This window comes from Pseudacidovorax intermedius, from assembly GCF_001476815.1.
GTDB classification, from domain to species: Bacteria; Pseudomonadota; Gammaproteobacteria; order Burkholderiales; family Burkholderiaceae_C; genus Xenophilus; species Xenophilus intermedius_A.
This window is the reverse complement of sequence record NZ_LDSL01000193.1, coordinates 1-11,371: the sequence shown is the minus strand read 5'-3', so window position 1 is coordinate 11,371 and position 11,371 is coordinate 1. Positions and strand designations below refer to the sequence as shown.

General features: G+C 72.0%; 12 protein-coding genes. 9 read left to right on the top strand and 3 right to left on the bottom strand.

Annotation, left to right across the window (positions count from 1 at the left end; all coding sequences use genetic code 11):
• The 9 genes from NS331_RS23905 to NS331_RS23865 form a co-directional block, all read left to right on the top strand.
• Positions 1–761 (top strand): Bug family tripartite tricarboxylate transporter substrate binding protein (locus NS331_RS23905; RefSeq protein ID WP_058644425.1); only part of this gene is annotated, 761 nt, incomplete at its 5' end.
• 7 nt (positions 762–768) lie between these two features.
• Positions 769–1,968, top strand: coding sequence for a CaiB/BaiF CoA transferase family protein (locus tag NS331_RS23900; protein ID WP_058644424.1), 1,200 nt, complete (start codon positions 769–771; stop codon positions 1,966–1,968).
• Positions 1,965–2,855: a citryl-CoA lyase gene (locus NS331_RS23895; RefSeq protein WP_082702731.1), complete on the top strand. Its 891-nt coding sequence runs from the start codon at positions 1,965–1,967 to the stop codon at positions 2,853–2,855. The genes NS331_RS23900 and NS331_RS23895 overlap by 4 nt, the downstream gene beginning before the upstream one ends.
• Before the next feature lie 123 nt (positions 2,856–2,978).
• Entirely contained in the window at positions 2,979–3,671 is a 693-nt protein-coding gene (locus NS331_RS23890; protein WP_058644423.1) for an HAD family hydrolase, read from the top strand.
• 191 nt (positions 3,672–3,862) lie between these two features.
• Entirely contained in the window at positions 3,863–4,195 is a 333-nt protein-coding gene (locus NS331_RS23885) for a hypothetical protein (protein WP_058644422.1), read from the top strand.
• Between the two features lie 64 nt (positions 4,196–4,259).
• Complete coding sequence (locus tag NS331_RS23880; RefSeq protein ID WP_058644421.1) at positions 4,260–4,826, top strand: hypothetical protein; 567 nt, start codon at positions 4,260–4,262, stop codon at positions 4,824–4,826.
• A gap of 70 nt (positions 4,827–4,896) precedes the next feature.
• Complete coding sequence (locus tag NS331_RS23875; protein ID WP_082702730.1) at positions 4,897–6,120, top strand: PrsW family intramembrane metalloprotease; 1,224 nt, start codon at positions 4,897–4,899, stop codon at positions 6,118–6,120.
• Positions 6,121–6,279: 159 nt separating this feature from the next.
• Entirely contained in the window at positions 6,280–6,717 is a 438-nt protein-coding gene (locus NS331_RS23870) for a tripartite tricarboxylate transporter TctB family protein (protein WP_058644420.1), read from the top strand.
• 9 nt (positions 6,718–6,726) lie between these two features.
• Positions 6,727–8,250 (top strand): tripartite tricarboxylate transporter permease, encoded by a 1,524-nt coding sequence (locus NS331_RS23865; protein ID WP_058644419.1) that lies wholly within the window; start codon positions 6,727–6,729, stop codon positions 8,248–8,250.
• Between the two features lie 70 nt (positions 8,251–8,320).
• Here the strand turns inward: NS331_RS23865 and NS331_RS23860 are convergent, their stop codons facing one another.
• From NS331_RS23860 to NS331_RS23850, 3 genes are all read right to left on the bottom strand, one after another.
• Complete coding sequence (locus NS331_RS23860; protein ID WP_082702729.1) at positions 8,321–8,839, bottom strand: MarR family transcriptional regulator; 519 nt, start codon at positions 8,837–8,839, stop codon at positions 8,321–8,323.
• Between the two features lie 84 nt (positions 8,840–8,923).
• A complete protein-coding gene (locus tag NS331_RS23855) occupies positions 8,924–10,675 on the bottom strand; it encodes a thiamine pyrophosphate-requiring protein (RefSeq protein ID WP_058644417.1) in 1,752 nt (583 codons plus the stop codon).
• Positions 10,676–10,685: 10 nt separating this feature from the next.
• Positions 10,686–11,371, bottom strand: a 686-nt coding sequence (locus NS331_RS23850) for a Bug family tripartite tricarboxylate transporter substrate binding protein (protein WP_058644416.1), incomplete at its 5' end; no start/stop codon positions are given.

Here is an 11,371-nt window from a genome sequence, read left to right as displayed (position 1 = left end):
GCGCCGGCGGCAACATCGGCCTGGACGCGGTCGCCAAGGCCCGCAAGGACGGCTACACCTTCGGCGCCGGCCAGACGGCCAACCTGGCCATCAACCCCGCGCTCTACAGCCGAATGCCCTTCGATGCGGCCAAGGACTTCGCGCCGGTGGTGCTGCTCGCCTCGCAGCCGGTGGTGCTGGTGGTGCGGGCCGACTCGGCCATCCACACGCTGGCCGACCTCAAGACCCAGTCCCAGGCGCGCCAGCTGACCATGGCCTCGGCCGGCACCGGCACGGTGGGCCACGTGGCCGGCGAGATGTTCGCGCGCCGCGCCGGCATCCAGGTGATGCACGTACCCTACAAGGGCGCCGGCCCCGCCATCACCGACATGCTGGGCGGGCAGACCGACATCTACTTCGCCACGCCGCCCAGCGTCATCTCGATGGTCAAGGCCGGCAAGCTGCGCGCCGTGGCCGTCACCTCGGCCCAGCGCATCGAGGTACTGCCCGAGGTGCCGACGGTGGCCGAGTCCGGCTACCCCGGCTTCGTCGCCGAGGACTGGAAGGCGCTGGTGGCACCGGCCGGCACGCCGGCCGAGGCGGTCAATGCGCTCAATGCGGCCGCCAATGCCGCCCTCCAGCGGCCCGACGTGGTGGCCCGCCTGCGCGACGAGGGCAGCGTGGCCCGCGGCGGCACGCCGGCCGCGCTGGGCGCCTTCATGAAGAGCGAGCAGGCACGCTGGGGCACGGCGGTGCGCGAATCGGGCGCGCGGGTGGACTGAGGAACCCATGGCCACCTCGCTGCGCGGCATCCGCGTCCTCGATCTCACCAACGTGCTGGCCGGGCCCTTCGCCTGCCACCAGCTGGCCCACATGGGCGCCGACGTCATCAAGGTGGAAAGCCGCCAGGGCGGCGACCTGGCCCGGCAGCTCGGCGCCGATCCGGAACTCAACCGCCGGCACATGGGCGTTTCTTTCCTGGCGCAGAACCCGGGCAAGCGCTCCATCACCGTCGACCTGAAGAAGCCCGCCGGCAAGGAGGTGCTGCGCCGCCTGGTGCGCAGCGCCGACGTGCTGGTGGAGAACTTCCGCCCAGGCGTGATGCAGCGCCTGGGCCTGGGCTACGACGCGCTGCTGGCCGAGAACCCGCGGCTCATCTACTGCGCCATCTCGGGCTTCGGCCAGGACGGCCCGCTGCGCGACCTGCCGGCCTACGACCAGATCATCCAGGGCATGTCCGGCACCATGCGCATCACCGGCGCGCCGGAGAGCGCCCCGCTGCGCGTGGGCTACCCGATGGCCGACACCATCGGCGGCATGACCGCCGCCTTCGCCATCGCGGCGGCGCTGGCCGACCGGCAGCGCACGGGCGGCACCTTCATCGACGTCGCCATGCTCGAAGCGGTGATGGCGACCATGGGCTGGGTGGTGTCCAACCACCTGATCGCGGGCCAGGCGCCGCAGCCCATGGGCAACGACAACTTCACGGCGAGCCCCTCGGGCACCTTCCGCACCGCCGACGGGCTGCTCAACATCGCCGCCAACAAGCAGGAGCAGTTCGAGGCGCTGTGCCGCGTGGTGGAGCGGCCCGAGCTGCCGGCGGACCCGCGCTTCGCCGAACGCCAGGGCCGGCTGCGGCACCGCGCCGAACTCAAGGCCCTGCTCGAAGAGGCGCTGTCCGCGCGCAGCACCGACGCCTGGTGGCCGCTGCTCAACCAGGCCGGCGTGCCAGCCGGGCCCGTCTACGGCGTGCCCGAGGCGCTGGCGCATCCGCAGGTGGCGGGCCGCGGCATGGTCGGCCGCTTCGCCGACGTGCCGGGCGTGGGCCGGGACATCCACGTGGTGCGCACCGGCTTCAAGATCGACGGCCAGGCGCCGCGGGTGGACACGCCGCCGCCCATGCTGGGCCAGCATTCCGGCGAGATCCTCGCCAGCCTCGGCTATTCGGCCGAGGAGATCGCGCAACTGCAACAGGACGAGGCCGTATGACCGACACCGCATCCCTGCCGACCGGCGCTGCTGCCGTGGCGGCGTCCCCGGCCGGCGCCGCCCCCGACGCCCGCCGCACCACCGAGGACTGGTGGCGAACGTCCATCATCGACATGTCGCCCGGCGTGATCCGCTACCGCGGCTACCCCATCCAGGACCTGATCCGCGAGCGGGTCAGCCTGGCGCAGATGATCTGGCTGCTGACCCGCGGCGACCTGCCCACGCCCGGCCAGGCCGGCCTGCTGGAGGCCGCCCTCATGGCCGCCGTGGACCACGGGCCGCAGGCGCCCAGCATCGCCATCGCGCGCATGGCCGCCACCTGCGGCGTGGGCCTGAACAGTGCCATGGCCTCGGCCGTCAACGTGCTGGGCGACGTGCACGGCGGCGCCGGCGAGCAGGCCGTCGAGCTGTATCAGGACATCGCCGCCCGCATCGACGCCGGCGCCGGCGAGGACCGTGCCGTGCAGGAAGGGCTGGACGCCTTCGTCGCCGTGCACGGCAAGGTGGTGGCCGGCTTCGGCCACCGCTTCCATCCCGTGGACCCACGCTCGGCCCCCCTGCTGGCGCTGGTGGACGAGGCCGCGGCGGCCGGCGAGGTGGACGGCCGCTTCGCCCGCATCGGCCGCGCGGTGGAGGCCCGCCTGTCCGCCGCCAAGGGCAAGCCCATCCCCATGAACATCGACGGCGCCACCGCCGTCATCTATGCCGAACTGGGCTTCGCTGCGCCGCTGGCACGCGGCCTGTTCTGCCTGTCGCGCTCGGTCGGCGTGCTGGCCCATGCGTGGGAGCAGACGGCGCAGGACGTGCGCATCAAGGGCCCGATCCCGCGGCAATACCAGCCGACCTACGACGGCCCGCCGCCGCGGGAAGTGCCGGTACAGGGCTGAGCGCATCCGCCCGAGGGGCAAGTCGGCGCGCGGCCGCGCCGGGGACATGGCGGCCGCTATGCTCGCGGCTCCCGCCCACTCCTCCCTCCGACGCATTGCGCCGTCTCGGCGCATTCCGAGCCCATGCCTGATTCCGCCTTCCCCTTCGACGCCATCCTCTTCGACTGCGACGGCGTTCTGGTCGATTCCGAGCCGATCACCCACCGCGTGCTGGTGGCCGAACTGCGCGAGCTGGGCTGGGCCATCACCGAGGAAGAAGCGATGCAGGTCTTCGTCGGCAAGGCGGTCAAGGACGAGGCTGAACTCATCCACCAGAAGACCGGCGTGCACATCGACCGTGCCTGGCTCGACCGCTTCTGGGCCCGCCGCAACGAGGCGCTGGCGCGCGAGCTGGTCCCCATTCCCGGCGCGGTGGAAGCGGTGCGCGCACTGCACCAGCGGCTGGACGGCCGCATCGCCTGCGCCTCCGGCGCCGACCGCCGCAAGGTCGAGCTGCAACTGGCCAAGGTGGGCCTGCTCGACCTGTTCGAGGGCCGCATCTTCAGCGGTCACGAAACGCCGCGCAGCAAGCCGCATCCCGACGTGTACCTGGCTGCGGCCGAAGCCCTGGGCGTGGCGCCGCAGCGTTGCGCGGTGGTGGAAGACACCGTCACCGGCGCCACTGCCGGCGTGGCCGCGGGCGCGACCGTGTTCGGCTACAGCCCGGGCGGCCCCGGCCACAGCGGCAGCCAGGCGCTGCTGGCGGTCGGCGCCGCCACCACCTTCGACGACATGGCGAGGCTGCCCCAGGTGCTGGCCGGCTGGGCTGGCCGCTGAATGAGCGCCGGTCGTCGGGCGTCAAGCCCCTCTCCCCTCGCGGGAGAGGGGTGGGGGAGAGGGGGCGCGAACGCCGTCACGGCATCGTGTGTCGTGGCGGGGCTCCCCCTCTCCCCAACCCTCTCCCGCGAGGGGAGAGGGAGCGAGGCACCGACGGATGGCCCAGGACTCGGCCGCTTGGCGCCAGCGTCATGACTGCGCCGCGCGCCCACCGCGTCATCCTGCTGCAGCCCGAGGCGCCCGAGAAGCCTGCCTACGGCGCGCCCTGCAACGGCTGCGGCGTGTGCTGCGCGCACGAGCCCTGTCCGCTCGGCATGGTCGCCAGCCGTCGATTGCATGGCGCCTGCGCGGCGCTGGTCTGGCGGGCGGACGAGGCGGTGTACCGCTGCGGCCTCATCGCCGAGCCCGAACGCTGGCTGCCCCGGCCGCTGCGCCGCGCCGCACCGTTGCTGGCGCGCCTGGCCCGGCGCTACATCGCCGCCGGCCAGGGCTGCGACGCCCACCTGGACACCGAAAAAGGGTGAACGCGCGGCGCGTCAGCGCCTCGGCCGTCAGCGAAGCGACGCCCGCCTATGGCAGCATCGCCGCATGCCTGCCGCCGCCGCCCGTCACGGCCATCCCACCTGGCCCGCCACCCTGGCCCTGGCTGCGGCCATGGCCCTCTACGTGGGCGGCCTGCAGTGGTGGGACCAAGCGACGCCGGGCGCGCGGGCGCTGGCCGAGGGCGAGCCGCTGCGCGTCGGCCCCGCCCGCTTCGTGCCCGCCCCGGGCTGGCAGATGGACGTGGCCCGCTCGCGGCCCGGCCAGTCGCTGGTGCTGGTCAAGGGCGGCCACAGCTTCGCGGTGCAGGTGGCGCCCTGGCACGGCGATGCCGACGGCCCGCTGCGCCGCGAGCAGCGGCTGCTGGAGCGCGGCTACCGCCTGCGGGTGGCCGGCGAGCCCTCCGGCTTCTTCACCGACTGGGGCCTGCAGGGCACCACCTTCGCCTACTACGGCGCGCGGCTCAGCGGCCGCATGTGGGTGCTGGTGGAACCGTCGCGGGCCGTCGCCGTCACGGTGGATGGCTCCGGCCCCAACCAGGACGCCGACACCGCCGCCCAGGCCCTGACCGAGGCGCAGGACATGCTGGCCACGATGGACCTGGGGGCCACGTGACGGCAGCCCGGCTCCGCCGCGACGACGGCCCTGGCGCACCCGGCAGCCGCTGCGCGGAGGCGATGCGGTCATGACCACGCTGTCCTCCCCCGCCGCGCTGGCCGAGCCCTCGCCGCTGGACCGCCTGAGCGCCTTCGAGGCCGAGGAGCCCTTCTTCCAGCCGCGCCGCGCCGCCTTCTGGCTGATGGTCGCGCTGCTGCTGCTCGGCCTGTGGTCCATGGGCCAGCTCTACCTGACCGGCCTGCGCGTGGTGCCCGTCGCCGCGCTGCTGGGCACGCTGGCCTGGGCGCTGTATGCGCGCCTGTTCATGGCGGCCTTCGGCGCCATGGACCTGCTGGCCCAGCACCGGCCCGCGGCCTACGGCCTGGCCTTCGCCTGGGGCGGCCTGGCCGCGCCCACGCTGGCGGCGCCGGCCAACCGCGCCATCCAGAGCCTGGCGGCCAAGCAGGTGTCGCCCGAGTTCGCCGCCACCTGGGGCCCGGCGCTGGCCGGCCCCATCACCGAGGAATTCCTCAAGCTCGCGGGCGTGCTGCTGCTGGTGCAGATGGCGCGCCGGCAGTTCCGCACCGAGCTGTCGGTGCTCATCGTCGGCGCCATGGCGGGGCTGGGCTTCCAGGTCATGGAGAACCTGGCGTACACGGTGCGCGCGGCCATCCGCTTTCCGCTGGAAAACCAGGTCTACCCGGTGCTGTGGAACCTGCTGAGCCGTGGCGTGCTGTCGGGCCTGTGGACGCATGCCGCCTTCAGCGCCGTGGCCGCCTACGGCATCGCCTGGTTCATGCGCCACAGGGAACAGCCGCGCGGGGTGCGCGTGGGCGTGGCGGTGGGCTTCTTCGCGCTGGCGTGGGCGATGCACTTCGTCTGGAACTCGCCCTGGCTGGAAGGCTGGTTCGGCGCCGACACCCTGGGCGTGAGCCTGCTGCTGCTGACCAAGGGCCTGCCTCTGCTGCTGGCCGCGGCCCTCATCTGGCGCGCCGCCACCCGTGAGACCGGCGCCTACCTGCATGCGCAGGCCGAGGCCCTGGTGCCCGAGCGCGACCTGCTGCCCGACGACGAACGCGAACGCCTGGGCGATCCGCTGGAGCGCCTGCGCGCCCGCCGCGCCATCGGCCGCACCCACGGCCGGCGCGCCATGCGGCTCAAGCGCCGGCTGCAGCGCGAGCAGCTGCGGCTGGTGCTCAAGGCCGCGATCTATGGGCGGGGGCGCAGGACGCTGAAGAACGAGCGGCGCATCCGCCGCCTGCGCGAGACGCTGGCGGTGGTGATGGAAGTGCGGGCCGGGCGCCTGCCGTGAGCGCGGCGGCAGCCACCGCTCTCCGCGTCTATCGACCCTTGCCAAACGGCAATGCGACGCTCATGCAGCGCGCCGATTGCCGGTCCTAACATCCTTCGGCACACCCCAGGGTGGCGGCATTGCGCGGTTTTCCGCAGTGCCGAAGCGACGAAGGAACCCATGAAACACAGAGACACCCACGACCTGGTCGGCGGCATCGCCCTGGTCGTCATCGGCGTATTTTTCGGCCTGTATGCCAGCCGCTACACCATGGGCACGGCGGGCCGCATGGGCCCCGGCTACTTTCCCATCGTGCTGGGCTGGCTGCTGGCCGTGCTTGGCCTGCTGGTGGCGCTGCCCGCATGGTGGCGGCAGGGCGCGCCCATCAAGGTGCAGTGGCGCAACCTGGCCACCGGCACGGCCAGCATCGTGCTCTTCGCGGCGCTGCTGCAGCCGCTGGGCGTCGTAGTGGCGGCCTTCGGCGCGTCGATGGTGGCGCTGATTCCGGCGCGCATTCCGATGCGGCAGAAGCTCGTCGTCTCCGCCGTGGTGTCGGCCCTCACGGTGCTCATCTTCGTGGTCGGCCTGCAGATGACCGTCTCCGCGCTGCCCTGGTAAGCGACACCCATGGATCTGGCCAACAACCTTCTTCTCGGGCTCCAGGTGGCGATGGCGCCGATGACCCTGGCCTACTGCTTCTTCGGCGTGCTGCTGGGCACCGTCGTCGGCGTGCTGCCGGGCATCGGCGCCCTGGCGGCCATCTCGCTGCTGCTGCCCATCACGTACCACATCGAGCCGACGGCGGCCATCATCATGCTGGCCGGCGTGTACTACGGCGCGCAGTACGGCGGCTCCACCGCGGCCATCCTGCTGAACCTGCCGGGCACGCCGTCGTCGGCCGTGACCTGCCTCGACGGCTACCCCATGGCGCAGAAGGGGCGGGCGGGGCTGGCGCTGTTCATCACCACCATCGCCTCGCTCGTCGGCGCGATGACCGGCCTGGTGCTGCTGGTGCTGTTCTCGCCGGCGATCGCCAGCATCGGGCTGAAGTTCGGCCCGGCCGAGTTCTTCTCGATGATGGTGCTCGGCCTGGTCGCGGCCTCGTCCATGAGCATCGGCTCGGCGGCCAAGGGCCTGGCGATGGTGGTGCTGGGGCTGCTGCTCGGCATGGTGGGCACCGACGTCAACTCAGGCGTCTCGCGATTCGACTTCGGCATCATCGAACTGACCGACGGTATCAACCTCGTCGCGCTGGCCATGGGCCTGTTCGGCGTGGCCGAGGTGGTGCGTTGCATCAACTCGCCGGACATGGAACGCAAGCCCGAGCCGGTGTCGATGAGGTCCATGGTGCCCTCGCGCGCGGAGTTCCGCGAGAGCGTCGCGCCCATGCTGCGCGGCTCCGCCCTCGGCAGCGCGCTGGGAGCGTTGCCGGGCGTGGGCCCGTCCATTGCGGCCTTCATGTCCTATGCCATCGAGAAGCGCGTGGGCCGCGACCCGAAGGCCTTCGGCAAGGGCGCCATCGCCGGCATCAGCGCGCCCGAGTCGGCCAACAACGCCGCCGCGCAGACGGCCTTCGTGCCGTCGCTGTCGCTGGGCATTCCGGGCGACGCGGTCATGGCGGTGATGCTGGGCGCGCTCATCATCCACGGCATCCAGCCGGGGCCGATGCTGATCACCGAACAGCCGGCGCTGTTCTGGGGCCTGGTCGTGAGCTTCGCGCTGGGCAACATCATGCTGGTGATCCTGAACCTGCCGACCATCGGCATCTGGGTCGCGCTGCTGCGCATTCCCTTCGCGTGGATGTACCCGGCGATCCTGGTGTTCGTGGCGCTCGGGGTCTACAGCGTCAACAACAACGAGTTCGACATCTACATGGTGGCCGTGCTGGGCGTGATGGGCTATGCGCTCATGGTGCTGAAGTTCGAACCCGCGCCCCTGCTGCTTGGCTACATCCTCGGGCCCATGCTCGAAGAGAACCTGCGCCGCACGCTGCTGCTGTCCCGCGGCGACCCGATGGTGCTGATCGAGCGGCCGATCAGCGGCGGGCTGCTGGCGGCGACGGCGGTGATGCTGGTGTGGACGGTCTGGAGCACGGTGCGCAGGCAGATGGCGGCGAAGCGCAAGCTGGACCTGGCTGAAGCCGCGGCCTGACGAATGCCGCTGCGCGCGGGCCTGGCTGTGCGCGCGCCGACGCTGAAGCGCGCATGCCGCAACCGCGCCCTCAGGCGTCGTCTTCCGCCGGGAGCTGCTCCCCCGATGTGTCGAGTACCGCGAGCACGGTGTCGCACATGGCGTACATCTGGTCCACGAAGGCGGGACCCAGGGCCGCTTCGAGTTCCTGGTAGACGGCCTCCATGTCCTCGCTCACGTCGGCAAACATCTGCCGGGCCTGGGGCGAGAGCGACACATGCTGCCGGCGTTGATCGTCCGGGTGCCGCTCGCGCTGCACCAGTCCCATGCCTTCCATGCGCGCGAGCACGCCGCTCAGGCTGGGGCTGGAGATATGGCAGATGGCACAGAGCTCCCGCGGCTCCAGCGTGCCCCGCACATGGAGCGCGCGAAGGATGCGGAACTGCTGCTCCGTCAGGCCCGTCTTCTTGAGCACATGGCGGAAGCGGCCCACGATGGCGGCGCGCACCTGCAGCAGCAGCAAGGGAAGGTTGCGCCGCGGCTGCGCAGGGGCTGAAGGGGCGGGGGAGGGTCGACGCTGGCTGCTGCGCGCGGCGGGCTTGTTCGTCAAGATGCGGCTTCGGTCGGGCGGCCTCCCGATGGGGCGGCCTGCGGGTCGCCCGGATGGTACTGGAGCCCCCTTGTTCAGCGCCCCTCAGAGCGGCGCAATGCGCGCGTGCAGCAAGGCGCTGCGCCCTTCGTCCAGTGCGCGGATGCAGCGGGCGACGGCCGCCTCGACATCGGCCGGGTCGGCCAGCCGCTCGCCATGGGCACCCGCGGCCTCGGCCACGCCGGCGAAGTCCATGCCGGTGGGCAGCACCGATGCGTACTCGTCCGTCGCAAAGGCGCGGCCCTTGGGGTACATGCGCAGCGTGGCTTCCTTCACCGCGGACCAGCCGCCGTTGTCGAGCACCACGGTGAAGATCGGCAGGCCATACTCCCGCGCCACGGCCAGGGTGGAGGTGGCATTGCTGAAGTAGAAGGTGCCGTCGCCGACGAAATGCACCACGCGGGCGTCGGGCCGCGCCAGCTTGACGCCCAGCGCGGTGCCGGCCGAAAAGCCCAGCCCCCCACCCGGCAGCCCCAGCAGCGTGCCGGGCTCGTTGCGCGGCACCTGGTCGAACACCGTGAGCGTGTTGCGGATGCCTTCGTTGAGCACGGTGTCGCGGCTGTGCAGCGCCCGTTGGATGGCGGCGCACAGGTAGGCCGGGTTGATGGCGCCGCGCTCGCCAGGCGCCTGCGCCGCGGCGTCGATCCTGCGCTGGCGCTCGGCATGTTCGCGTTCGAGCTTCCTCATCCGCTCGGCCGCACGCGCCTCGAAGGCCGGTGTGGCGAGCGCCTTCACCGCGTCGATCAGCTGGGCCAGCAGCAGTTCGCTGTCGCCCTCGATGCGTGCGTGGGTGGCGAAGCCCCACATCGGCATGTCGCGCTTGATGGCGTCGAGGTCCATCTGCGCCCACCAGGCGTTCGGGTTGACGCGCGTGGTCTTCGGCACCCAGGGCACGTCGACATCCAGCATCAGGCCGACGTCGGCCTTCTCGGCGAAAGGGCCGGGCAGGTAGCCGGCGAAGCAGGGGCTGTCGCGGCGGATGTTCAGGTGGACGCTGTTGAACTCGCACACGCGCATGCCGATGAGCCGTGCCAGTTCTTCGACCAGCCGAGGCGTGCGCGGATTGCGGCCGGCGTAGGCGGTGACGAGCAGCGGATCTTCGCTGGCGACGAGCTTTTCCGCGATCTGCCGGATCGGCGCCGGATGCGCGCCGCCGGCCTTGACGGGCCGGTGGCTGGCCGCCGGAAAGGGATGCAGCTCCTGCGGCGGGCAGGGCGCGGCCAGCATCTCGCGCGGCAGCATCAGGTACACGGGGCCCGGCGGGTCGCTCTGCATCACCGAGTGGGCGCGGGCGATGACTTCGGCCGCCATCGACGGCCAGGGCAGCGTGTATTCCCACTTGACGTAGGGACGCACCACGCTGCCCTGGTCGAAGGGCTCCTGCACGAAGTGCACATAGGTGTCGCGCCCGCCCTCCACCTGGTTGAAGGTGGTGGCGGGCGCACGGCCGGCCATCAGCAGCACCGGCACGCGCGCGCGGAACAGGTTGTGCATGGCCATGGCCGAGTTGGCCGTGCCGGCATCCACATGCACCAGCACCGCCTGGCCGCGGCCGGTGGCGATGGCGTAGCCGCCGGCCATGTGCAGGGCCGTGTTCTCGTGCGGGCAGAGCACCACCTGGGGCAACGCCCGCCCTTGCTCGCGCCACCGCGCCATCTCTTCGATGAGCGGCGCGTGGTCCGTCCCCAGGTTGCAGAACAGGTACTCGACGCCGTGGTCCAGCAGCGCCTGCAGCAGGTGGTGCGAGGCCGTCTGGGCGGTGGTGTCGTCGTCGTCGGGGGAGCGTTGGAGGTCCATGGGGGCGTGGTCAGTTGGTCTGCGCGGCCAGTCCAGCGGCCCGCACGGCCGGCGCGAAGGCGCTCTGCTCGGCCTGGATGCGCTTGCGCACGGCATCGGGCGCGGCGTAGTCGGCCTCGTGGCCCAGGCGCACGAAGGCTTCGCGCGTGGCGGGGTTGGCGAGCACCTTGTTCAGCTCGGCGGACAGCTTGTCGACCACGGCCCGCGGTGTCTTGGCCGGTGCGTAGAGCGCGAGCCACACCTCGAACTCGGTGCCGGGGTAGCCGGCCTCGGCCAGGGTCGGCACATCCGGCAGGAAGGGCGAGCGTTTCTCGGACGCGACGGCCAGCGGGCGCAGCTTGCCGTCCTGGAGTTGCGCATTGAGCGGGGCCAGATCGGCCATCACCATCACCGTCCGTCCCGTCACCAGATCGGCGATGGCGGGCGTGAAGCCGTTGTAGGGCACGTGGATCATCTTGGCGCCCGCGCGCTGGATCAGCATTTCGGTGCCGATGTGCGCCATCGAGCCGATGCCGTTGCTCGCATAGGCCAGCGCGCCATCGCGCGCCTTCGGGTCGGCGAGCAGGTCCTTCGCGCTCTTGTAGGGCTGCGTGGCCGAGACCGCGAGGAAGTAGGGCAGGCGCGACACCTGGCCCACCGGCGCGAAATCGTTCAGCGGCACGAAGGGCAGTTTGGCCTGCGTGAGCGGCAGCAGCG

Bases quoted from the DNA above. Each gene is read 5' to 3' on its own strand.
- NS331_RS23900 (WP_058644424.1), top strand. From the start codon at position 769: ATGGCCACCTCGCTGCGCGGCATCCGCGTCCTCGATCTCACCAACGTG.
- NS331_RS23895 (WP_082702731.1), top strand. From the start codon at position 1,965: ATGACCGACACCGCATCCCTGCCGACCGGCGCTGCTGCCGTGGCGGCG.
- NS331_RS23890 (WP_058644423.1), top strand. From the start codon at position 2,979: ATGCCTGATTCCGCCTTCCCCTTCGACGCCATCCTCTTCGACTGCGAC.
- NS331_RS23885 (WP_058644422.1), top strand. From the start codon at position 3,863: ATGACTGCGCCGCGCGCCCACCGCGTCATCCTGCTGCAGCCCGAGGCG.
- NS331_RS23880 (WP_058644421.1), top strand. From the start codon at position 4,260: ATGCCTGCCGCCGCCGCCCGTCACGGCCATCCCACCTGGCCCGCCACC.
- NS331_RS23875 (WP_082702730.1), top strand. From the start codon at position 4,897: ATGACCACGCTGTCCTCCCCCGCCGCGCTGGCCGAGCCCTCGCCGCTG.
- NS331_RS23870 (WP_058644420.1), top strand. From the start codon at position 6,280: ATGAAACACAGAGACACCCACGACCTGGTCGGCGGCATCGCCCTGGTC.
- NS331_RS23865 (WP_058644419.1), top strand. From the start codon at position 6,727: ATGGATCTGGCCAACAACCTTCTTCTCGGGCTCCAGGTGGCGATGGCG.
- NS331_RS23855 (WP_058644417.1), bottom strand. From the start codon at position 10,675: ATGGACCTCCAACGCTCCCCCGACGACGACGACACCACCGCCCAGACG.